Origin of the sequence: Agromyces luteolus (genome assembly GCF_009729855.1) — a bacterium.
Taxonomy (GTDB): Bacteria; Actinomycetota; Actinomycetes; order Actinomycetales; family Microbacteriaceae; genus Agromyces; species Agromyces luteolus.
Map to the genome: position 1 here is coordinate 272,418 of NZ_WODA01000025.1, position 21,610 is coordinate 294,027.

At 71.6% G+C, this 21,610-nt stretch carries 19 protein-coding genes and 2 tRNA genes; 7 read left to right on the forward strand and 14 right to left on the reverse strand.

Features of this window, described 5'->3' with window-relative positions; all coding sequences use genetic code 11:
* Positions 1-6 precede the first annotated feature (6 nt).
* From GLX25_RS14925 to dut, 4 genes are all read right to left on the reverse strand, one after another.
* A complete protein-coding gene (locus GLX25_RS14925; protein ID WP_166548870.1) occupies positions 7-2,835 on the reverse strand; it encodes an aconitate hydratase in 2,829 nt (942 codons plus the stop codon).
* Positions 2,836-2,992: 157 nt separating this feature from the next.
* Positions 2,993-3,757 (reverse strand): DUF3159 domain-containing protein, encoded by a 765-nt coding sequence (locus GLX25_RS14930; RefSeq protein WP_166548871.1) that lies wholly within the window; start codon positions 3,755-3,757, stop codon positions 2,993-2,995.
* Positions 3,754-4,374 carry a DUF3710 domain-containing protein gene (locus GLX25_RS14935; protein ID WP_166548872.1) on the reverse strand — a complete coding sequence of 207 codons (621 nt, stop codon included), beginning with the start codon at positions 4,372-4,374 and terminating at the stop codon, positions 3,754-3,756. Before GLX25_RS14935 ends, GLX25_RS14930 begins: the two co-directional genes overlap by 4 nt.
* Positions 4,371-4,829 (reverse strand): dUTP diphosphatase, encoded by a 459-nt coding sequence (gene dut, locus GLX25_RS14940; RefSeq protein ID WP_166548873.1) that lies wholly within the window; start codon positions 4,827-4,829, stop codon positions 4,371-4,373. Before dut ends, GLX25_RS14935 begins: the two co-directional genes overlap by 4 nt.
* Positions 4,830-4,867: 38 nt before the next feature.
* On the opposite strand from dut, the gene GLX25_RS14945 reads away from it, so the two are divergent.
* Positions 4,868-5,332 (forward strand): DUF3093 domain-containing protein, encoded by a 465-nt coding sequence (locus GLX25_RS14945; protein WP_155843321.1) that lies wholly within the window; start codon positions 4,868-4,870, stop codon positions 5,330-5,332.
* On the opposite strand, the gene GLX25_RS14950 is transcribed toward GLX25_RS14945, so the two are convergent.
* Positions 5,329-5,622 (reverse strand): DUF4193 domain-containing protein, encoded by a 294-nt coding sequence (locus GLX25_RS14950; RefSeq protein ID WP_129233012.1) that lies wholly within the window; start codon positions 5,620-5,622, stop codon positions 5,329-5,331. The two genes, GLX25_RS14945 and GLX25_RS14950, sit on opposite strands and share 4 nt — an antisense overlap.
* Before the next feature lie 193 nt (positions 5,623-5,815).
* On the opposite strand from GLX25_RS14950, the gene sepH reads away from it, so the two are divergent.
* Both sepH and GLX25_RS14960 read left to right on the forward strand, forming a co-directional pair.
* Positions 5,816-6,955, forward strand: a complete 1,140-nt coding sequence (gene sepH, locus GLX25_RS14955; RefSeq protein WP_155843323.1) for a septation protein SepH — start codon at positions 5,816-5,818, stop codon at positions 6,953-6,955.
* 153 nt (positions 6,956-7,108) lie between these two features.
* The gene (locus GLX25_RS14960) at positions 7,109-7,393 is read left to right on the forward strand and encodes a hypothetical protein (RefSeq protein WP_155843325.1); all 285 of its coding nucleotides are present in this window, start codon (positions 7,109-7,111) and stop codon (positions 7,391-7,393) included.
* Positions 7,394-7,460: 67 nt separating this feature from the next.
* On the opposite strand, the gene clpX is transcribed toward GLX25_RS14960, so the two are convergent.
* The 6 genes from clpX to GLX25_RS14990 form a co-directional block, all read right to left on the reverse strand.
* A complete protein-coding gene (gene clpX, locus GLX25_RS14965; RefSeq protein ID WP_155843327.1) occupies positions 7,461-8,738 on the reverse strand; it encodes an ATP-dependent Clp protease ATP-binding subunit ClpX in 1,278 nt (425 codons plus the stop codon).
* Positions 8,739-8,878: 140 nt separating this feature from the next.
* Positions 8,879-9,550, reverse strand: a complete 672-nt coding sequence (locus GLX25_RS14970) for an ATP-dependent Clp protease proteolytic subunit (RefSeq protein WP_155843329.1) — start codon at positions 9,548-9,550, stop codon at positions 8,879-8,881.
* A 19-nt stretch (positions 9,551-9,569) separates the two neighbouring features.
* Positions 9,570-10,202, reverse strand: coding sequence for an ATP-dependent Clp protease proteolytic subunit (locus GLX25_RS14975; protein ID WP_271192402.1), 633 nt, complete (start codon positions 10,200-10,202; stop codon positions 9,570-9,572).
* A gap of 64 nt (positions 10,203-10,266) precedes the next feature.
* Positions 10,267-10,773: a tetratricopeptide repeat protein gene (locus GLX25_RS18955; RefSeq protein ID WP_166548874.1), complete on the reverse strand. Its 507-nt coding sequence runs from the start codon at positions 10,771-10,773 to the stop codon at positions 10,267-10,269.
* A 94-nt stretch (positions 10,774-10,867) separates the two neighbouring features.
* Entirely contained in the window at positions 10,868-12,289 is a 1,422-nt protein-coding gene (gene tig, locus GLX25_RS18960) for a trigger factor (RefSeq protein WP_155843331.1), read from the reverse strand.
* Positions 12,290-12,341: 52 nt separating this feature from the next.
* Positions 12,342-12,416, reverse strand: a tRNA-Pro gene (locus GLX25_RS14990).
* Positions 12,417-12,613: 197 nt separating this feature from the next.
* Between GLX25_RS14990 and GLX25_RS14995 the strand changes: the two genes are divergently transcribed.
* From GLX25_RS14995 to GLX25_RS15010, 4 genes are all read left to right on the forward strand, one after another.
* Positions 12,614-16,297: an SCO7613 C-terminal domain-containing membrane protein gene (locus GLX25_RS14995; protein WP_155843333.1), complete on the forward strand. Its 3,684-nt coding sequence runs from the start codon at positions 12,614-12,616 to the stop codon at positions 16,295-16,297.
* 106 nt (positions 16,298-16,403) lie between these two features.
* A tRNA-Gly gene (locus tag GLX25_RS15000) sits at positions 16,404-16,474 on the forward strand.
* A 120-nt stretch (positions 16,475-16,594) separates the two neighbouring features.
* Complete coding sequence (locus GLX25_RS15005; RefSeq protein ID WP_155843335.1) at positions 16,595-17,101, forward strand: Dps family protein; 507 nt, start codon at positions 16,595-16,597, stop codon at positions 17,099-17,101.
* 69 nt (positions 17,102-17,170) lie between these two features.
* Positions 17,171-17,881, forward strand: coding sequence for a hypothetical protein (locus tag GLX25_RS15010; protein WP_240898387.1), 711 nt, complete (start codon positions 17,171-17,173; stop codon positions 17,879-17,881).
* Between the two features lie 22 nt (positions 17,882-17,903).
* Here GLX25_RS15010 and GLX25_RS15015 read toward each other — a convergent pair whose 3' ends face one another.
* The 3 genes from GLX25_RS15015 to GLX25_RS15025 are packed head-to-tail and all read right to left on the reverse strand — an operon-like array spanning position 17,904 to position 21,536.
* Complete coding sequence (locus GLX25_RS15015; RefSeq protein WP_271192381.1) at positions 17,904-18,572, reverse strand: response regulator transcription factor; 669 nt, start codon at positions 18,570-18,572, stop codon at positions 17,904-17,906.
* Positions 18,569-19,984, reverse strand: coding sequence for a sensor histidine kinase (locus tag GLX25_RS15020; RefSeq protein WP_155843337.1), 1,416 nt, complete (start codon positions 19,982-19,984; stop codon positions 18,569-18,571). Before GLX25_RS15020 ends, GLX25_RS15015 begins: the two co-directional genes overlap by 4 nt.
* Positions 19,968-21,536 (reverse strand): multicopper oxidase family protein, encoded by a 1,569-nt coding sequence (locus GLX25_RS15025; RefSeq protein WP_155843338.1) that lies wholly within the window; start codon positions 21,534-21,536, stop codon positions 19,968-19,970. Before GLX25_RS15025 ends, GLX25_RS15020 begins: the two co-directional genes overlap by 17 nt.
* Positions 21,537-21,610: the final 74 nt, after the last annotated feature.

The following is a 21,610-nucleotide window of genomic DNA, read 5'->3' on the forward strand; positions in this document are numbered from 1 at the left end:
CCGTCGTCAGACGAGGCTGCGCAGCACGTACTGCAGGATGCCGCCGTTGCGGTAGTAGTCGGCCTCACCCGGCGTGTCGATGCGGACGACCGCGTCGAACTCCACCGTCTGCTTGCCCTCGGGCGAGAACTCGCTCGGCTCGGCCGTGACGCGCACGGTCTTCGGCGTGACGCCCTCGTTCAGCTGCTCGAGGCCCGTGATCGAGACGACCTCGGTGCCGTCGAGGCCGAGCGACTTCCAGCTCTCGCCCGCCGGGAACTGCAGCGGGACGACGCCCATGCCGATGAGGTTCGAGCGGTGGATCCGCTCGAAGCTCTCGGTGATGACGGCCTTCACGCCGAGCAGGTTGGTGCCCTTCGCCGCCCAGTCGCGCGACGAGCCCGAGCCGTACTCCTTGCCGCCGAAGACGACGAGCGGCGTGCCCTGCGCCTGGTAGTTCATGCACGCGTCGTAGATGAACGACTGCGGGCCGCCCTCCTGCGTGAAGTCGCGCGTGAAGCCGCCTTCGACGACCTGGCCGTCGTTGACCGCGGCGACGAGCTCGTTCTTCAGTCGGATGTTCGCGAACGTGCCGCGGATCATCACCTCGTGGTTGCCGCGTCGCGAGCCGTAGGAGTTGAAGTCCTTCTGCGCCACGCCGTGCTCGGTCAGGTACTGCGCGGCCGGGGTGCCGGCCTTGATGTTGCCCGCCGGGCTGATGTGGTCGGTGGTGACCGAGTCGCCGAGCGTGGCCATGACACGCGCGCCCGTGATGTCGGCCACCGGCGTGAGGTCCATCGACATGCCGTCGAAGTAGGGCGCCTTGCGCACGTACGTCGACGAGTCGTCCCACTCGAAGACCGGACCGGCCGGCGTCGGCAGGCTCTTCCAGCGCTCGTCGCCGTCGAACACGGTGGCGTACTGCTTGATGAACTGCTCGCGGGAGATCGAGGAGTCGATGATCTCCTGGACCTCCTCGGGCGCGGGCCAGACGTCCTTGAGGAACACGTCGTTGCCGTCGGCGTCGGTCCCGAGCGGGTCGGTCTCGAAGTCGAAGTTCATCGATCCGGCGAGGGCGTAGGCGACGACGAGCGGCGGCGACGCGAGGTAGTTCATCTTCACGTCGGGGCTGATGCGGCCCTCGAAGTTGCGGTTGCCCGAGAGCACCGCGGTGACCGCCAGGTCGTTGTCGTTGATCGCCGAGGAGACCTCCTCGATCAGCGGACCCGAGTTGCCGATGCAGATCGTGCAGCCGTAGCCGACGGTGTAGAAGCCGAGGCCCTCGAGGGACTTGTCGAGGCCCGACTTCTCGTAGTAGTCGGTGACGACCTTCGAACCCGGGCCGAGCGTGGTCTTGACCCACGGCTTCGACGTCAGGCCCTTGTCGAGCGCCTTCTTCGCGAGGAGGCCGGCGGCGATCATGACCGACGGGTTCGAGGTGTTCGTGCACGACGTGATCGCCGCGAGCGCGACCGAGCCGTGGTTCAGCGTGAACGACGGGCCGTCAGCGAGCGTGACCGGCGTCGGCTTCGAGACCGTGTGCGGTGCGTGCGAGTGGTGGTGGTGCTCGTGGTGGCTGTGCTCGTCCTCCGGCGTGAAGCCGGGCGGGTCGGAGGCCGGGAACGACTCGGAGATCGTGAGGTCGACGAGGTCGTGGTCGGCGTCGGCGTAGTTGGTCAGGTCGGCGTTGAACTGCTCCTTGGCGTTGGAGAGCAGGATGCGGTCCTGGGGACGCTTCGGCCCGGCGATCGACGGCACGACCGTGCCGAGGTCGAGTTCGAGGTACTCGCTGTAGGCGGGCTCGTTGTCGGCGTCGTGCCACAGAGACTGCAGCTTCGCGTACTGCTCGACGAGGGCGACGGTCTGCTCGTCGCGGCCGGTGAGGCGCAGGTACTCGAGCGTGACGTCGTCGATCGGGAAGATCGCCGCGGTCGAGCCGAACTCCGGGCTCATGTTGCCGATCGTGGCGCGGTTGGCGAGCGGCACCGAGGCGACGCCGGCGCCGTAGAACTCCACGAACTTGCCGACCACGCCGTGCTTGCGGAGCATGTCGGTGATCGTGAGGACGACATCGGTCGCGGTGACGCCCGCGGGGATCTCGCCGCTCAGCTTGAAGCCGACGACGCGCGGGATCAGCATGGACACGGGCTGGCCCAGCATGGCCGCCTCCGCCTCGATGCCGCCGACGCCCCAGCCGAGGACCCCGAGGCCGTTGACCATCGTGGTGTGCGAGTCGGTGCCGACGCACGTGTCGGGGTAGGCGCGCAGCACGCCGTCGACGGTGCGGTCGTAGATGACCTTGGCGAGGTGCTCGATGTTGACCTGGTGCACGATGCCCGTGCCCGGCGGCACGACCTTGAAGTCGTCGAACGCCGTCTGGCCCCAGCGGAGGAACTGGTAGCGCTCGCCGTTGCGCTCGTACTCGATCTCGACGTTGCGCTCGAGCGCGTTCTCGGTGCCGAAGAGGTCGGCGATGACCGAGTGGTCGATGACCATCTCGGCGGGCGAGAGCGGGTTGATCCTGTTCGGGTCGCCGCCGAGCGCCGTGACCGCCTCGCGCATCGTGGCGAGGTCGACGATGCAGGGCACGCCGGTGAAGTCCTGCATCACGACGCGTGCGGGGGTGAACTGGATCTCGGTGTCGGGCTCGGCCGTCGGGACCCACGAGCCGAGCGCCTCGATCTGCTCCCGCGTGACGTTCGCGCCGTCCTCGGTGCGCAGCAGGTTCTCGAGGAGGACCTTCAGGCTGAACGGGAGCTTCTCGTACCCGGGGACGGTGTCGATCCGGAAGATCTCATAGGAGGTGTCCCCGACCTGGAGCGTGTCCTTCGCCCCGAAACTGTTCACTGCAGACACGATGTCCTCTCCTTCGCGGATGCCGCGGACGCGGCCCTTCCGGCGTCACCCGCCGAGGTTCGCCGGGGCCCGCCCCAGCAAGGCTAGCCCAACCGCGTCACCGGCCGACAGGCCGCCGGCCGCACCCGTGATTTATCTTGATGTCGAGATAACTGTATCACTCGGCGGCGCGCTTCGCGGGGTACACCGCGCGCACGACCAACCACGAGAACACCAGCAGCAGCGCGTACAGCGGCACGCCCATGAGCAGCCGCGTCGCGCCGAGCGCCTCGACGTTGCCCGCGTAGTAGAACGGCACCTGCACCAGCAGGCGTGCGACGAACATGCCGAGCCAGACGACGGTCAGGAACTGCAGGGCCCGGTACTTCCGACGCTCGCCGCGCCATGCGGTGCCGTCGCCCATCAGGAAGCCGACGACGAGGCCGACGAGCGGCCATCGCACGAGCAACGAGATGAGGATGGCGACGGCGTACGCCGCATTCGTGTAGAAGCCGATGACGTAGTTGTCCTCGGCCCGACCCGTCCAGAGCGAGAGTGCAGCGGATGCCGCGACGCCGATGAGCCCGGCGATCGCCTGCGTCGGCTGGCTCCGCGCGAAGAGGCGAACCGCGGTGAACACCACCGCGAGACCGAGCGAGGCCCCGAGCGCCCAGCCGAGCTCGCGCGTGAACGTGTAGACGACGAGGAAGACGAGGCCGGGCAGGATCGCCTCGGCGAGACCCCGGATGCCGCCGAGCGCCCCGACGAGGTCGGCCGGGGTCAGGGTCTCGTCGCGCGCGATCCGGCCGAGGCCGGACTTCTCGGCGGCCGCGGCGACCTGGCGTCCGAACTCGCCGGCCGCGTCATCCGTCTCGCCGTTCGAGCGCCCCGCCGAGTCGGGCCGAACCCGGTCCGCGTCGTCCGCGGCGTGGTCCTCGCTCACGCGGGCTGACCGCCCGAGGACGGCGCCGGCATCCGCAGCGGGATCAGGTCGCGCGGCGGCATGGGCGTGTTGCCGCGCACGACGACGATTGAGCGGAACAGGTCCTCGATCTTCGCGGCGGCCACGGGGTCGGCCGCAGCCTCGCCCGCGATCACGCCGCGCAGGAACCAGCGCGGACCGTCGACGCCGATGAAGCGCGCGAGTCGCATCTGGCCGGCCTGCCCGTCGGCCGTCGTGACGGGGATCTGCGCGAGCAGCTCTGGGCCGAACGTGCCCTCGCGGACCTGCGTGGTGCCGCCCTGCCGCGCGATCTGGTCGGCGATCTGGCCGCGGATCTCGTGCCAGAGGCCGCTCGAGCGGGGAGCCGAGAAGGGCTGGACCTGCAGCGTCGAGTTGGCGTAGTCGAGGCCGACCGCGACGACGCGCTTCGTGCCCTCCTCGACCTCGAGGCGGAGGTGCAGCCCCTCGCGGGGCAGGACCTTGACGCCGCCGAGGTCGACGTACGGGCGGACCGGGTTGGCCTCGGCCTCGTCCAGGGGGCCGTTCGTCGCGCGGTCCTCCGGCGCGGACTTGGGGTGGTCGACGGGGATGTCGTCGATGTTCTCGATGTCGCTCACGCGTGTGCTCCTGACTGGTTCGCCCCGAATCCGGTGGACCCGAATCCTCCCTCGCCGCGAAGGCTCCCGGGCAGCTTCTCGACCTCGACGAAACGCGCTCGGCTGACCGGCATGACCACCAGCTGGGCGATGCGGTCGCCGGCTTCGATCCGGTACGCCTCGCGGGCGTCGGTGTTCAGCAGTGCGACCTTGATCTCGCCCCGGTAGCCGGCGTCGACGGTGCCGGGCGCGTTCACGATCGTGAGGCCGTGCTTGAACGCCAGCCCCGACCGCGGCACCACGAAGGCGACGTAGCCGTCGGGCAGCGCGATCGCGACGCCCGTGCCCACGGTGGCGCGCTCCCCCGGCTCGAGTACCACGGACTCGGCGGCGTGGAGGTCGGCCCCGGCATCGCCCGGATGGGCGTAGGAGGGGACGTGGTCGGCCGTGATCAGCACATCGACGGAATCGGTCACCGTTCGAGGGTAGTGCAGAAGTCTGGTCTGATAGTTCCATGCCCGACTACCGCGAACGGCTCTGGCCGACGCCCTGGATCTACCTCATCAGCCTCCTGCTCGTGCCCGCGAGCATCCTCGTGCTCGCGCCGGTGTCGCTGCCCGCCGGGATCGTCACAGGCGTGATCCTCTACGTCGCGGTCGCGGGCTCGCTGACGCTCACCTCGCCGGTGATCGAGGTCGCCGACGGCCGGCTCCGCGCGGGACGCGCCGTGGTCCCGCTCGAGCTCACCGGGCGGGCCTTCGCCGCCGAGGGCGAGGCCGCCCGGACCGAGCGCGGCACGGGCCTCGACGCGCGGGCGTTCCTCGTGATCCGCGGCTGGATCCGCGACGTCGTGCGAGTGCCGATCGAGGATGCCGCGGACCCGGCGCCGTACTGGCTCGTCTCGACGCGGCATCCGCACGAAATGGCCGCCGCGATCAACGGATCGCGACGGCCTCGTGTCGGTGGGGAGCCTGCCTAGGCGGCGCACTCCAGGCAGATCGGCCCGAGCTTGGTCTCGTGGTCGATCTGCGAGCGGTGCTTCACGAGGAAGCAGCTGACGCAGGTGAACTCGTCCGCCTGCGGCGGCAGCACGACGACGTCGAGCTCGACGTCGGACAGGTCGGCTCCCGCCAGGTCGAAGCTGCCGGGGTTGTCGGCGTCCTCGACGTCGACGCTTCCCGACATCTTGTCGGGCACGCGCTCCTTGAGGGCCTCGATCGACTCCGAGTCGTCTTCGGTCTTCCGCGGCGCGTCGTAATCCGTTGCCATTCCCATCCTTTTTCCGTTGCCGAGGATTCGGCGGCCATAGTCTGCACGAAATCAAGTGCGTAAGCAAACCATCCGTCGGCCGTCCGAACCGTCGGAATGCACAACTCACGGCACGCCCGGCGTATTCCCAGCGCGACCGGAACCCGCGTGGCATCCTTGGGCGGAGATCAAGGGCACGGAAGGGCTTCTCGCCATGCAGGAACTCAAGGTGATCGGGGTCGAGAGCGGCGCCCTCATCGCGGCCTCCGACGAGGGCGCGCGATTCCGGATCGAGGTCGACGAAGTGCTGCAGTCGCGGATCCGCCAGGCGGTGCCCGAGACGCACACCGGACCGAAGCTCTCCCCGCGCGAGGTGCAGGCGCACATCCGCTCCGGCCTGTCGGCCGAGGAGGTCGCCGAGCTCACCGGCGCGTCGGTGGAGTACATCCGGCGATTCGAGGGACCCGTGATCGCCGAGCGCGAACACATGGTCACCTCGGCGCTGGCCGTCCCGACCCACGGCGAGGTCGCCGAGGGCGACGAACCGACGTCGTTCGGCTCGATGGTGCGCGAGCGCCTCGCCGGCCTCGGCGCTCACGGCGAGCGCTGGGCCAGCTGGAAGGACGAGGAGCGTGGCTGGATGGTCAAGCTCGAGTTCACGGCGGACGGCATCGACCACGACGCGAGATGGTCCTTCGAGCCCCGCAAGCAGGCGCTGCACCCCCAGAACGCGGATGCGACGACGCTCTCGAAGCAGGGCGAGGTGCGCGGCGGGATGATCCCGCGACTGCGCGCGGTCTCCGCGTCGGACGACGCCTCCCGCTTCGACAGCGGCGCGTTCACGTTCGACGTCGGCGACACCGCGGACGACGACACCGCTCCGCAGCCGGAGCTCTTGGTCGCCCGACCGACGTCCGCCCCGACCGCGCCCGGCGCGTCGGCGACGGGCGCCGCCTCGAGCGCCGCCGTCGCTCGCGCCGCGATCAAGCGAGCCGACGAGCCGGCACCGCCGACGGGCGAGACGGCCGACCTGCTGGAGGCGCTCCGCCGACGGCGCGGCGAGCGCGAGACGGGCCCGGTGCCGGAGCGGATCGCGACGGTCCAGGCGCCCGTGGCCCCGGAATCGCCGGACGCGACCCCGGAGGCGGCATCGCCGCGGGCGGATGCCGAGCATCGAACGGCCCCGGAGGCCGAGGCCGAGTCGGACGAGGCCCAGCAGCGTGCCGGCGCCGCGGCGCGGGCGCTGTGGGGCGGGAAGCCCGGCCAGTCGACCCGCCAGAAGAAGGGTCGCGCCGCCATGCCGAGTTGGGACGAGATCGTCTTCGGCGCCCGCAGCGACGACGACCTGGCGTAGTCCACGAGACGCACGCGCGGGGCGCGGAGCCTCGGGCGGCCGACCCCGGTCGGCGACGGGTCCCGGCATCCCCGAACGGGCCGGCTCGAGCCGTTCCGTCACTCGGCCACCGGTGCTACCATTCGAACAGAGTTTCGAATGTCGGAGGTCGGGATGCAGCGGACGACGGAACCGGCGGAAGTGTGGACGAGCGCCTCGGGCGCTCCCGAGCGGCTCGTGTGGCGCGCTCGCCGCTTCCGGGTCGACGACATGCCCACGCCGCTCGTCGGGCCGGCGGACTGGTGGCTCGCGTTCGCGGGAAGCGATACGGGCGCGGGGCGCGCGCCGCTGGCGATCACCGGATGGCGCTTCCAGGCGAGCAGCCCCGAGGGCGAGACGCACGTGTTCGACGTCGGCCACGACGGCACGCACTGGCACGTGCTGCGGGTGTTCGACTGAACCGATCCGCTCCGGCGAGAGCGCCGGTGCGGCCGCAGTTCGCCTGCCCGGTCCCGGGACCGGCGGGTCAGGCCGACTTCTCGGCCCGGCGCGGCTTCGAGGGCACGATGGTCGGGGCGGCGTTGTCGATGACCGTCTCCTTCGTGACGACCACCCGGGCGACCCCGGTCGAGGACGGCACCTCGAACATGATCGGCCCGAGCACCTCCTCCATGATGGCGCGCAGACCGCGGGCGCCGGTCTGACGCAGCACCGCCAGGTCGGCGATCGCCTCGAGAGCGGCGTGGTCGAAGTCGAGCTGCACGCCGTCGAGCTCGAACATCCGCTGGTACTGCTTGACGAGCGCGTTGCGCGGTTCGGTGAGGATCTCCATGAGCGCGGCGCGGTCGAGCGGGGTCACCGTCGCGACGACGGGCAGGCGGCCGATGAACTCCGGGATCAGGCCGAACTTGTGCAGGTCCTCCGGAAGGACCTCGCTGAAGAGCTCGGCTTCGTCCTGCTTGGAGTGCAACGGGGCCCCGAAGCCGATGCCGCGCTTGCCCGCGCGCGAGGAGATGATCTCCTCGAGGCCGGCGAACGCGCCGGCGACGATGAAGAGGACGTTCGTCGTGTCGATCTGGATGAACTCCTGGTGGGGGTGCTTGCGCCCGCCCTGCGGAGGGACGGAGGCGACCGTGCCCTCGAGGATCTTCAGCAGCGCCTGCTGCACGCCCTCGCCCGACACGTCGCGTGTGATCGAGGGATTCTCGGCCTTTCGCGCGATCTTGTCGACCTCGTCGATGTAGATGATGCCCGTCTCGGCGCGCTTGACGTCGTAGTCGGCGGCCTGGATGAGCTTCAGGAGGATGTTCTCGACGTCTTCGCCGACGTACCCGGCTTCGGTCAGGGCCGTGGCATCGGCCACCGCGAAGGGCACGTTGAGCTGCTTCGCGAGCGTCTGCGCGAGATAGGTCTTGCCGCACCCCGTCGGGCCGATGAGCAGGATGTTCGACTTCGCGATCTCGACGTCGTCGTGCGCGCGGTCGGCGGGCGTGATCGCGGCCTTCGCGCGGACGCGCTTGTAGTGGTTGTAGACCGCGACGGCGAGGGCGCGCTTGGCCGCGTCCTGCCCGATGACGTACTCCTCCAGGAAGGAGAAGATCTCCTTCGGCTTCGGCAGTTCGAACTCGCCCGACTCGGGCTCCCCGGCCTCGGCGAGACGCTCCTCGATGATCTCGTTGCACAGTTCGACGCACTCGTCGCAGATGTACACGCCGGGACCGGCGATGAGCTGCTGCACCTGCTTCTGGCTCTTGCCGCAGAAGGAGCACTTCAAGAGGTCAGCACTCTCCCCGATGCGTGCCATCGCTTCCTCCCTCGAACCGAGTCTGCTCCGAGCCTAGCCGGACGTGGGGCGCCCGGGGCCGATCCGCCGCGGTTTGGCGGAAACGACACGACGAGGGGCGGATGCGTCATCCGCACCCGCCCCTCGTCGGTCGCTCAGGGTCAGCGGCTCAGCGCCGGCAGCGTCTTGCGCGACGAGAGCACCTGGTCGATGAGGCCGTACTCGTGCGCCTCCTCGGCCGAGAGGATCTTGTCGCGGTCGATGTCGGCGTTCACCTGCTCGATCGTGCGGTTCGAGTGCCGCGAGAGCGTCTCCTCGAGCCACGTGCGCATCCGCAGGATCTCCGCCGCCTGGATCTCGATGTCGGAGGCCTGGCCGTGCCCGGCCTCGCCCATCGCGGGCTGGTGGATCAGCACGCGCGCGTTCGGAAGCGCGAGGCGACGGCCCGGCGTGCCCGCCGCGGCGATCACGGCCGCGGCCGACGCGGCCTGCCCGAGCACGACCGTCTGGATCTGCGGCCGGATGTACTGCATCGTGTCGTAGATCGCCGTCATCGCGGTGAACGATCCACCCGGCGAGTTGATGTACATCATGATGTCGCGGTCGGGGTCCATCGACTCCAGCACCAGCAGCTGCGCCATGATGTCGTCGGCCGACGCGTCGTCGACCTGCACGCCGAGGAAGATGATGCGGTCCTCGAACAGCTTCGCGTAGGGGTCCTGGCGCTTGTAGCCGTACGCCGTGCGCTCCTCGAAGCTCGGCAGGATGTAGCGCGAGCCCGGGGCCTGCCGACCACCCGAGAAGGCGGTGCCGCCGAAGGCGGGGATGTTCATGCTCACTGTCTCTCTCTTCCTACGCAGCCTGGTCGGTCCCGCCGCCGCCCGAGACGTCGAGCGCCGACTCGCGGATGTGGTCGACGAAGCCGTACTCGAGCGCCTCCTGCGCGTTGAACCAGCGGTCGCGGTCGCCGTCGGCGTTGATCTGCTCGACGGTCTTGCCGGTCTGCGCCGCCGTGATCTCGGCGAGTCGCTTCTTCATGTCGAGGATCAGCTGCGCCTGCGTCTGGATGTCGCTCGCGGTGCCGCCGAACCCGCCGTGCGGCTGGTGCAGCAGCACCCGCGCGTTCGGGGTGATGTAGCGCTTGCCCTTCGTTCCGGCCGTGAGGAGCAGCTGCCCCATGGAGGCCGCCATGCCGATGCCGACCGTGACGATGTCGTTCGGGACGAACTGCATGGTGTCGTAGATCGCCATGCCCGCCGTGATCGAGCCGCCGGGCGAGTTGATGTAGAGGTAGATGTCCTTCTTCGGGTCCTCGGCGGCGAGGAGCAGCAGCTTCGCGGCGATCTCGTTCGCGTTGTCGTCGCGCACCTCGGAGCCGAGCCAGATGATGCGGTCCTTCAGCAGTCGATCGAACACACTGGGCTGCAGTGTCGGTTCGGCCATGGATTTCGCTCCGTTCCGTTGCTTCGTTGGTCTCGAATCTATCCGGTGCAACACGCGGGAACCGGGCTGTTCGCCGTCGGCGGATGCCGCGCCGCGGCGAGGCGCGTCAGGCGCCGGGCCGCCGGCCCTCCTGCGCTCGCGCGACGAGATCGCGCGCGTAGGCGTCGACCGCGCGGCGGTACTGCGTCAGGTGCGGGGCGAGGGCGACGAGGGCGACGGATGCCGCGGCATCCGCCTCACCCCTCGAGGCGAGCGCGAGCGCGCGGAACGCCGCCACGGCGTCGGCGAGGTCGCCCGCGTCGTCCGCCACCTCGTCGAGCAGGGCGAGGGACTCGGCAGGGCGGCCGAGGTTGCGGACCGTCGAGGCGAGCTGGATGTGCGCCTCGACCCTGGCGCGCCCCGACAGCCCGAGCTCGAGCGCGCGGCGGTAGCGCGGCTCGGCCTCCTCCTCGAGCCCGGCCGAGTCGCGGGCGCCTGCCGCCTCGAACGGCCCGCGAGGGTCGTCGTCGGGAAGCTCGGCGGCGAGTGCGTCGATCCGCTCGATCACCCCGTGCTCCCCCAGCTCGGATGCCGCGCCCCAGACCTCGTCGACCCGTCGCTGCCAATCGTCCACCACTCGTCCTCGTTCCCTCGATCGCTCCGACTCCGCCGGAAGACGACGACGGGGCCGGGCAGTGCTGCCCGACCCCGCTCGCCTCGACCGCCGACTACTCGGCGTCGGCCTTCTTGGCGGTGCGCTTGCGCGCCGGCTTCTTCTCCTCGGCGGGAGCCTCCTCGGCGGGAGCCTCCTCGGCCGGAGTCTCCCCGGCAGCGGCGTCGGTCGTCGCCTCCTCGGCGGCCTCGTCGTCGCCCGCGACGGCGGTGAACTCCGACAGGTCGACCGCGTTGCCCGCGGCATCCGCGACCTTCGCCTTGCCCAGCGCGATCGCGAGCGCCTTGTTGCGCGCGACCTCGCCGACCATCGCCGGGATCTGGCCGTTCTGGCTCAGGACCTGCACGAACTCGTTCGGGTCCATGCCGTACTGCGCGGCGCCCTGCACGAGGTACTGCGTGAGCTCCTCCTGGCTGACCTGGACCTTCTCGGCCTCGGCGATCGCGTCGAGCACGATCTGGGTCTTGAAGGCCTTCGTGCTGGCCTCGGTCACCTCGGCGCGGTGCTCATCGTCTTCCAGGCGACCCTCGGACTCGAGGTGGCGGTGCACCTCGTCCTCGATGACGCTGTCGGCGACCGGGACCTCGACGAGCTCGAGGAGCTTGTCGACGAGCAGGTCGCGGGCCTGCGTGCCCTGGCCGAACGACTTGTTCTTCGCCACCTGGTCCTTGAGGCTCGCGGTCAGCTCGTCGAGCGTGTCGAACTCGCTCGCGATCTGGGCGAAGTCGTCGTCGGCCTCCGGGAGCTCGCGCTCCTTGACCGCGGTGACGGTGACGGTGATCTCGGCGGTCTCGCCCTCGTGGTCGCCGCCGAGCAGCTTCGACGAGAAGGTGGTGGTCTCACCGGCGGTCAGCGAGTCGAGCGCCTCGTCGATGCCCTCGAGCAGTTCGCCGGAGCCCAGCTCGTACGACACGCCGCTGGCGGTGTCGACCTCGGCCTCCTCGATCTTCGCGACGAGGTCGAGCGTCACGAAGTCGCCCGTCTTCGCCGGGCGGTCGACCGTGATCAGCGTGCCGAACCGGCTGCGGAGGCGCTCGAGCTCTGCGGTGACCTCGTCGTCGGCGACCTCGACCGAGTCCACGGTCACCTCGAGGCCCGCGTACTCGGGCAGCTCGATCTCGGGGCGGACGTCGACCTCGATCGAGAGGAGCAGGTCGCCGGAGAAGTCCTTCTCGTTCGGCCACTCGACGATGTCGGCCGACGGGCGGCCGAGCGGGCGCAGCTCGTGCTCGGTGACGGCGGCGCGGTAGAAGCTGTCGAGACCCTCGTTGACCGCGTGCTCGAGGACGGCGGCCTTGCCGACGCGCTGGTCGATGACGGGCGCGGGCACCTTGCCCTTGCGGAAGCCGGGAACGTTGATCTGCTCGGCGATGTGCTCGTAGGCGTGGGCGATGCTGGGCTTCAGCTCCTCGGGCGTCACCGAGATGGTGAGCTTGGCGCGCGTCGGGCTCAGCTTCTCAACCGAAGTGGTCGGCATGGGGAAGTTTCTCCTGTTTGGTGGAAGTACGTGGTCGAGCCGATGCGACTCGTCGGGGCGACAGGATTCGAACCTGCGACCTCCCGCTCCCAAAGCGGGCGCTCTAGCCAAGCTGAGCTACGCCCCGAGTCGCCGGCTTGACTCGCCGGTCCTGCGCGTCGGCGCGCCGAAGCACGACGTAGCGCGGAATGGACCCGGGAAAGTCTACTGCACGAGGCGTGGTGCGCCCGAAGCGCCGGCCCGACCCGCCCGCGAGACCTGTGGAGAACACGCTCAGTGCGGTCCCTATGGTGCCCGGTTCCCTCCCGGTGCCAGAGTGTGGCCATGACCGACCCGTCGCGCCCCGCCGCGCCCGACCTGCGTCGATGGCCGGACGATCCCGCCCGGTTCGCCGACACGACCCTCTGCCCCGCGTGCTTCTCGCGCCTCCTCGGAGCCGCCTGCGACGTCTGCGGGCTCCGGCTCGACGTGGCGGCGGCGAGCGACCTCCTCGCCGCGGGCGTGCGCGTGCGCGAGGCCGAGGCCGATCGGCAGTCGATCATCACGCGCATGCGCGCGGAGCAGGCCGTGCCGACGACTGCGACCCCGGCGACCCCGACGACCGGCGCCGTGTCCTCTATCGAGGTGCCGATCGCGGTGCCTCCGGTGGCCGCCCCGCCGCTGCCGTCGCCGGCGCCGCCCATCCCCGACGGCTCCGACCCCGTTGCGGAACCGATCGCCATGCCCCCGGCGGCTCCCCGCCGTTCCGGGGTCCAACTGCTGCTCCTCACCCTCGGGGTCGTGCTGCTCTCGGTCGCGGCGATGGTCTTCCTCTTCTTCGCGTTCGTCGTCGCCGACCTCGAGTTGCGCTCGCTCATCACCGCCGTCGTGAGCGTGATCGTCCTCGTCCTCGCCTGGTTCCTCCGCGCCCGACGCCTCCCCGGCACGGCCGAGGGCGTGTCCGCCGTCGGCGCGGTCCTGCTCGTCCTCGACGCGTGGATCGTCCAGGCCAACGGCCTCTTCGGGGCCGACCGCGTCGACGCCGCCGCCTACTGGGGCGTGGCCCTGCTCGTCGTCGCGGCGGTCCTCGCCGGCGCGGGGATCGTCAGCCGCCTGCGTCTCCCGAGGCTCGCGGCGTCGGCGCTCGCACCGGCGGGCGCGTTCGTCGGCGCCTACGCCATCGCACACGACGACGAGGGCGCTACCGGGCTGTGGCTCGGCGGGCTGGCGCTCGCCCTCGTCGGCACCGCATCCCGGTTCATCCGGCCCGAGGCCGAGCGGACCATCGTCCGCACGTTCGGCTTCGCCGGCGGCGGCATCGCCCTCGCGGCCGCCGCGTGGGCGCTCCCCACCGTCGGACTCGGCACGATGTGGTCCTTCCTCGCGGTCGCAGGCGTCTGGGTCGTCGTCCTCCTCTCGCTGCCGTCATCCGTGACCGGCCCCGGTGGATGGCGCGTGCTCTCGTCCGTCGCCATCGGCCTGAGCGTCCCGCTCGCATTCGTCCTCGGCATCGCACTCGACCGGGAGACCGCGACGTCCATCTGGCTCGCGCCCGGGCTCGCGGCACTCGTGGCCTGCGCCATCGCGGCGGCGATGAGGATCCGCGCAGCGCGCCGCAACGCACTCCCCGCACTCCTCACCGCCTCCGCGGTCGCGGTCGTCGCGACGCTTCCGGCGCTGGTGGTCGCGCTGGGGGGCCTCGGCACCCTCACGTCGGAGGCGATGGGCATGGGCGAACTCGGTGCGACCGCGCCGCGGGACCTGCCCGACGAGGCGGGAGGTGCGGTGCTCGCGCTCGGCATCGCGACCCTCGCGCTGGTGGGCGTGCTCGCCCTGGCGGGTCGCCTGCGGCGCTTCGTCGCAACGGCGATCGCCACGGGACTCGCGACCGCACTCGCCGCCTCCGTGCTCATGCCGACGGTGGCCGCGGCGACGACCGCGCTCCTCGTCGTCGCCGCCGCCGCGCTGTCGGCCGCGGCGATCCCGGCGGTTCGGCGCGTCACCGGCGCGACGCCGGTGCTCGCGGCGGGTGGGATCCCGGCGGCCGTGCTCGCCTGGGGGCTCGCGCACGCCGCGACGAGCCTCTGGTGGTGGGTGGTTCCGGCCGTGTTCGCGATCTCGATCGCGGGTCGGGTGCTCGCCGATCGTGTGTCACGGGTGGCGGCGCCGACCACGCGGATCCTGCACGTGATCGCCGCAGCGCTCGTCGCCCTGCTGGCCACGGTCGCCTTCCCGAGTCGGGCCGAAGCCGACGGCATGGCGATCCCGACGCCCTGGGACCAACCCGCGTTCCTCTCCGCCGCGGTCGCGACGCTCGCACTCGGCCTCCTCGTCGTCGCGCGCCGGCTGCCGGAGGACGATCGACTGACGGCCGCCGCCGCGTCGTTCACCGGGGCGATGATCGGGACGACCTGGCTCGCCGTGACCTTCTCCACGCCGTGGGCCTGGGCGCCGGCGATCGCCCTCGCCGTCGTCGGACTCGTCTGGGTCCGCTCGGATCTCCCGCCCATGCGCGTGCTGTTCGCCGGGGGCGTCCCGCTCGCCGCCGTCTTCGCGGGTGCGGGGATCAGCGCGGACCTCGAGGACGGCAACGTCGCGATCGGGCTCGCCGCCGCGATCCTCGCGGCCGCCGGCGTCGCGCCGCTCGCGCTCGCGGCGGATCAGCTCGTGCGACGCGTCTGGGGCGGCACGATCGGTGTGGTCGCGATGGCGGCGACGGTCGTCGGCCTGTCGGGATCCGTGCCCTCCGGCGAGGCTTGGTTGGTCCTCCTGCTGCTGACACCCGTTCCCGTGCTCATCGCCACGCTGTTCGGGGATCCGATCGCGGGTCGTTCGCCCGCGGTGAACGCGTCGTGGGGATCGCTCGTGCTCGGCGTCGGGACCGTCTGGGCGTGGACGGGCGATCGCGGCATCGACGACGTCGAGCCGTACACGCTGCCGCTCGCGGCCGGCCTCCTGGTGACGGCGGGACTGCTGACCTGGAGGCGCACCGTCCCCGACTCGACGGCTGCGGGGCGGACGGCGCTCCTCGCGGCGGCGGCGGCGGTGGCCGTCCTGCCGAGCGTGGCCCTCTCGGGCGGGTCCGAACTGCGCACGCTCGTGCTCGTCGCGGCGGGCGCCGTGCTCGTGATCGCCGGGAGCTTCGCACCCGACCTGGTGCGCGGCGTCCCCATCCGCATGCTCGTCGTGGGCACCGGATGGGTGGCCGCGACGGGCGCGGCGCTCGTCCGGGGGTCGGCCATCGCCACCGGTCGCCCGGGCGACCTCCCGGTCGAGTTCTGGCCGGTGATCGCCCTGTCGATCGGACTCGTGGCGAGCCTGCTGTGGGTTCGGGACCGGGTGGAGCCGACCGTCGCCGCCGAGGCGGCGCTCGCGGCGTCACTGGCCGCAGCCGCGGTGCCGACCACCCTGGCGATCGCCGGCGGCGTGGATGCCGACACGCGAGCCCTGGTGCTCCTGCTCGTCGTCGGGGCCGCGCACGTCGTCAGCACGGCCGTCCGGGCGCGCCCGTTCGCCGGGCCCGTGCTCGGCTGGACCAGCCTGGCCGTGGCCGTCATCGCCGGCGGGCTCGCGATCACCTCGGGCGCGGTCGATCCGTTCGACCTGGTGACCGTGCCGATCGGCGCGACGCTCGTCGCGGCCGGGGCCATCCGCCTTCGTCGTTCGCCCGACCACGGCAGCTGGCCGACGCTCGGACCCGGGCTCGCGGTGCTGCTCGTCCCCGCGCTCATCGCGGACTGGACCGATCCGGTGCTCTGGCGCCTCGTCGCGCTCGGGGTGGCCGCGGTCGTGGCCGTCGTCGCCGGCGCGGCGTTCCGGCTCCAGGCGCCGCTGCTCCTGGGTGGCGGCGTGCTGCTCGTCCACGCCGTCGCGCAGCTCTGGCCGTGGATCACGCGCCTCTACGAGGCGGTCTGGTGGTGGCTGTGGCTCGGGATCGCCGGTGCACTGCTGATCGCGATCGCCGCGACGTACGAACGGCAGATGCGCGTGGCCCGCGGCGTGTTCCGGAGCATCGCGGCGCTGCGTTGACGCACAGACGGCGAACGGGCTCGCGACGGACGCACCGGCCGGTCGCCGTGCACGACCACGGGCCTGCCGACGTGTACCATGATCGGGTGCCCGCGTGCGGGCGCTCGGGGATGTAGCTCAATGGTAGAGCCTCAGTCTTCCAAACTGATGGTGCGGGTTCGATTCCCGTCATCCCCTCCGATCGATGTCCTGACCCGTCGTGTGTCAAGCCCCTGCGAGTCCGTGGGGAATCCCGCGACAGCGCTCGGCGTTGGCCCTACCGTGGCATCCGTACGGATACGAGTGGAAGGGGACCACATGACCGACTCGAAGACCGCATCGAAGTCCACCACGGCGCCGATGAGCGGCGCCGACCCCGAGGTCGCCTCGGGCGTCTCACAGTTCTTCACGCCGCTCGTCCACGAGCTCACGGTGCTGGCGGTCAACGGCAAGCAGGCGCACTGGAACGTGCGGGGCCGCGACTTCCTCGAGGTCCACGAGTTCCTCGACACGGTCGTCGACCACGCGCAGGAGTGGGCCGACCTCGCTGCGGAGCGCGTCGTCGCACTCGGGCTGCCGATCGACGCGCGCCTCGCGACGATCGCCTCCGACACCGAGGCCGCGAACCCGAAGGCCGGCTTCAAGCAGTCGGATGACACGATCGCCGACGTCGTCGCGCAGATCGACGTCGCCACGGCGCGCGTGAACGCCGCGATCAAGGGCCTCGAGGAGCTCGACCCGGCGAGCCAGGACGTGGCGATCGCGATCCGCCAGGGCCTCGACAAGGACCGGTGGTTCCTCGCGGCGCACGTCAGCGTGAAGTAGACGAGGCGCGAGCCCCGAAACTCCGGGCCGAAGGCCGCGGTTCGACGGGCCCGGGTGCAGAATGCCGACATGGCGGACGCATCCGGGCCCGAGCCGTCTCACGAGTCGGAGGCGAGCCCTCCGGAGACCAGCGGGCTGACCGACGCGCAGAAGTCGCTGCGCGCGCAGATGCTCGCGACCGAGCACTGGAGCCTCCTGGCATCGCGCAGCACGACGCAGAGCGAGGTGCTCACCCGCATCGCGATCTTCCTGACGCTCGTCTCCGCGGGCCTCGTGACGCTCGGCGTGCTCGGCAACGCCACGCAGTTCCGCGGCTGGTTCGGCGTCGCCGCCCTCGGGGTGCTGCTGCTGCTCGTGATCCTGGGCCTGATCACGCAGAAGCGGGCATTCAATGCATCGCTCGACGACCTCATGTACGTCGTCGCGATGAATCGCCTGCGCGGGGCGTACCTCGACCTCGATCCCGGCCTCGCGCCCTACTTCATCTCCTCGGCGGACGACGACGAAGCGGGCAGCATCCGCACGTACTACGCGTTCGGTCCGCGTCCCGGGCAGATCCTGGCGAGTTCCGCGATGATCATCTCCGTGGTCGAGGCAGCCGTGCTGGGGCTCTTCGCCGGCGGGGTCGTGCTCGGCCTCGGCGGCGCGATCTGGCTGGCGATCACGCTCGGCGCGATCGCCGGCGTCGGGTCGCTCATCATCTGGATGGTGGTCGGCTTCCGCGGATATCGCGATCTCTTCGAACGGCATGAGCCCCTGCGAACCGCGAGCGACGCGTGAAGGAGACCACCGCTCGACGGATCTAGCGCCGCAGCCAGGCGAGCACCGCCAGCACGCGGCGGTGATCGGTGCCCGAGTCCTCGAGCGCGAGCTTCTGGAAGATCGAGGTGACGTTCTTCTCGACCGCGCCCACGCCGATGAACAACTGCGACGCGATGCCGGCGTTCGTGCGCCCCTCCGCCATGAGCTCGAGCACCTCGCGCTCGCGCGGAGTGAGCGAGGCGAGCGGGTCGCCGCGGCGCGCCAGCAGCTCGCGCACGACCTGCGGGTCGAGCACCGTGCCGCCGTCGCGGATGCGCAGCACCGCGTCCTGCAGGTCGTCGAGCGAGGCGACGCGGTCCTTCAGGAGATAGCCCATCCCGCCGTCGGCCGACGACAGGAGCTCGTGCGCGTACGTGCCCTCGACGTACTGGCTGAGCAGGAGCACCCCCGTCCCCGGGCGTCGCCGACGAAGCTCGATCGCGGCTCGCACGCCCTCGTCGCGGAAGGTCGGCGGCATGCGCACGTCGAGCACCGCGACATCCGGTTCCACCGACTCGAGGTCGTCGAGCAGCGCCTCGGCGTCGCCGTACGCGCCGACCGTCTCGAACCCGGCCTCGTCGAAGAGCCGCACGAGCCCCTCGCGGAGGAGCATCGAGTCCTCCGCGAGGACCACGCGGATCGGCCGGGCGGGCGGTGCGGTCTCGCTCACGCGCCCACCCTATCGACGGGCGTGAACGGGAAGTGGGCGCCGATGATGGTGGGGCCGCCGCTCGGGCTGTCCACGAGCAGCACGCCGCCGAGGCCGCGCACGCGCTCGTCGAGGCCCGCCAGCCCGTGCCCCGGGAGCGCCACCGCTCCCCCGTGCCCGTTGTCGGTCACCCAGAGGTCGAGCCACAACCCCGTCGCACCGGTGTCGCGCTGGGCGAGGCGCAGCCGGATGGCGCTCGCACCCGAGTGCTTGGCCGCGTTCGTCAGGAGCTCTGCGGCGATGAAGTAGGCGTTGCGTTCGATGGCGGCGGGCAGCGCGGCATCCGTCGGGAGCAGCCACTCGAGCTCGACCGGCACCGGGCTCCGCGCGGCGAGCGATTCGAGCGCGCTGGCGAGCCCGCGATCCTGGAGCAGCGGCGGCGCGAACCCGCGCGACAGCGCCCGGAGCTCGTCGAGGGTGTCGCGCGCCTGGTCGCGCGCCTCCGAGAGCAGGCCCTTCGCGGCGTCGGGATCGGCGTCGAGCTTGCGCTCGATCGCCGCGAGGTCCATCTGCAGGCGCACGAGCCGCTGCTGCGGGCCGTCGTGGATGTCGCGTTCGAGGCGTCGCAGTGCGGCGTCCTCGGCCTGCACCGCGGCGCCGCGCGAGGCGGCGAGGTGCTGCACCTGGCGCTCGAGCGCTTCGGACCGCCAGGCGCCGAGCATGCCCCGACCGATGCCGTCGTGCATCAACGTCAGTCCGGCGGTCACGAGCGGCAGCGTGAGCAGGAAGGCGAGGCCGAGCGCGAACTGCGCGATGACCTCGATCGCCAGCGGGTCGAGGGCGACCGCCGCGGAACCGCCGGGCCAGACGCGATCGAGGAACCACTCGACCGGCCATACGTCGCGCGATCCCTGCGGGAGGAACAGGGCCCAGATCCAGTACGTCACGCCGCCGAGCGCGACGGAGAGCCACACGACGGTCACCGTCCAGCTGAACAGCGACACGATCGGCGCGACGACCATGCCGTGCAGCAGGTACAGCCAGTAGTGGCCGTCGACGAACGGGGCGAAGAACGCCCGCCACGGCCCGTCGCCGACGGGTGCCGCGGCATCCCACTGGGGGCGGCGGATCGCGGGCCGCCCCGCCCAGCCGAGGCGGACGAGCTCGAACATGCCGAACCCGCGCGCCGTGTACAGCGAGGCGACGACGATGACGAGTCCGACGACGACGACGAGCAGGCTCACACCGGTCGAGAACAGCGTCACGAGCGTGACGAAGGCGACGAGCGCGACGGGGAATCCGAGGAGCAGGTAGCCGAGCTCGCGCGGCAGGCCCGCCCAGAGGCGGCCGTACCCGCGGCGCCGGGGCGCGGCATCCGTCGACGTCGCCGGCACCGTCGGGCCGGTCGCAGCGGGGTCAGTGAGCGTGGTCATCGTTCGTCTCCTCGGTCATCGTCGCACGCTGACCGGGTTCGACGACCACGAACTGGCCCATCATCCCCTGGTCCTCGTGCTGCAGCAGGTGGCAGTGGTACATGTACGGCGTCGCCGGGTCGGCGAAGTCCTCGAACCGGAGGATCAGCTCGTAGCGGCTCCCGGGCCGGACGAGGATCGTGTCCTTCCACCCGGCGAGCTCGGCGGGCGGCGGCGCGGCGTCGATCGCCCCGATGCGGAACTGCACGTCGTGCACGTGGAAGCTGTGCGGCATCTCGCCGGCGTTCTCCACGATCCAGCGCTCGGTGGTGTCGAGCGTGACGGTCTCGTCGACGTGGTCCATGCGCATGGTGCCGCCGTTGATCTCGAACCCGTCGAGCCGGAAGGTGCGCGTCGTCGCGACGGCGTCCTCGGCGACCTCCGGCAGCTCGCGGAGCCGCTCGGGCAGGTCCGGCGCCGGATCGAGTGCCTCGGCCGCGCGCAGCTCGAGCACGTCGAACGCGTCGGTCGCGCCGTTCATCGCCGCGATGGGCGGCTTCAGGCCCGCCGCCTCGGGCGTCATCACCGACTGCAGTCGCAGCTCCTCGCCGGGCGTCATCCGCACGAGCACCTCGGCGCGCTCGCCGGGCGAGAGCACGACGCGGTCGAGGGCGACGGATGCCTCGAGCAGCCCGCCGTCGGTCGCGATGACGTCGACCGCCCGCCCGTCCTCCCAACCGAAGGCGTAGGTGCGCGCGGTCGAGGCGTTGAGGAGGCGGAGCCGCACGACCTCGGCCTCGACCTCCGCGTACGGGGCGCGGGCGCCGTTGACGACGAGTTCGTCGCCCATGCGGCCCGCGAACCCTCGCGGTGCCGACTCGAGCCGGCCGTCGTCCGTGAACGCGGCGTCCTGCACGATGACGGGAAGGTCGTCGACGCCGTACTCGCGCGGCAGCGGCAGTGCCGCCTCGACGTCGTCGCGGACGAGGAACATGCCCGCGAGGCCGCGCGCGACGTGCTGCTCGGTCTCGCCGTGCGGGTGCGGGTGGTACCAGAGCGTCGCAGCCTGCTGGTCGACCTCCCACTCGGGCGACCAGGTCTCGCCGGGGTCGACCATCTGGTGCGGTCCGCCGTCCATCTCGGCGGGCAGGTGCATGCCGTGCCAGTGCACGGTCGTGGGCTCGTCGAGCGCGTTGGCGACGTCGACGCGGATCCGCTCGCCGCGCTCGGCGACGATCGTGGGGCCGAGGTAGGCGCCGTCGAAGCCCCAGGTCTCGCTCGGCACGCCCGGCGCGAACTCGGTCGTGCCGGCCTGCGCCTCGAGCGAGAACACGCGCGTGCCGTCGGCGGCGACGGTCGACTCGGCGATCGGCGGCACGGGAAGCGGGGTGTCGAAGTCGACCATCCCGATCGTGGAGACCGGGGTCGGGCCGACCAGTCCGCAGCCCGCGAAGGCGAGGGCGACGCCCGCGCCGACGGCGACCGACGCGGCCGTGACGGCGAGCGCGCGGGGCCGTCGCGGGCGGGGTCGCGGGGGTTCGGGGCGGGGTGGTCGGGCGGTCCGGTGGATCATGCTTCGAGCCTCGCGGGCGACGCGCACGCGCCCCAGCCGACGGCCACCCGGATCGGCACGGGGGTTCGCCCCCC

Bases quoted from the DNA above. Each gene is read 5' to 3' on its own strand.
- tig (WP_155843331.1), bottom strand. From the start codon at position 12,289: ATGCCGACCACTTCGGTTGAGAAGCTGAGCCCGACGCGCGCCAAGCTC.
- GLX25_RS14960 (WP_155843325.1), top strand. From the start codon at position 7,109: ATGCAGCGGACGACGGAACCGGCGGAAGTGTGGACGAGCGCCTCGGGC.
- clpX (WP_155843327.1), bottom strand. From the start codon at position 8,738: ATGGCACGCATCGGGGAGAGTGCTGACCTCTTGAAGTGCTCCTTCTGC.
- GLX25_RS14945 (WP_155843321.1), top strand. From the start codon at position 4,868: ATGCCCGACTACCGCGAACGGCTCTGGCCGACGCCCTGGATCTACCTC.
- GLX25_RS15010 (WP_240898387.1), top strand. From the start codon at position 17,171: ATGGCGGACGCATCCGGGCCCGAGCCGTCTCACGAGTCGGAGGCGAGC.
- GLX25_RS15025 (WP_155843338.1), bottom strand. From the start codon at position 21,536: ATGATCCACCGGACCGCCCGACCACCCCGCCCCGAACCCCCGCGACCC.
- sepH (WP_155843323.1), top strand. From the start codon at position 5,816: ATGCAGGAACTCAAGGTGATCGGGGTCGAGAGCGGCGCCCTCATCGCG.
- GLX25_RS15005 (WP_155843335.1), top strand. From the start codon at position 16,595: ATGACCGACTCGAAGACCGCATCGAAGTCCACCACGGCGCCGATGAGC.
- GLX25_RS14950 (WP_129233012.1), bottom strand. From the start codon at position 5,622: ATGGCAACGGATTACGACGCGCCGCGGAAGACCGAAGACGACTCGGAG.
- GLX25_RS15020 (WP_155843337.1), bottom strand. From the start codon at position 19,984: ATGACCACGCTCACTGACCCCGCTGCGACCGGCCCGACGGTGCCGGCG.
- GLX25_RS14995 (WP_155843333.1), top strand. From the start codon at position 12,614: ATGACCGACCCGTCGCGCCCCGCCGCGCCCGACCTGCGTCGATGGCCG.
- GLX25_RS14970 (WP_155843329.1), bottom strand. From the start codon at position 9,550: ATGAACATCCCCGCCTTCGGCGGCACCGCCTTCTCGGGTGGTCGGCAG.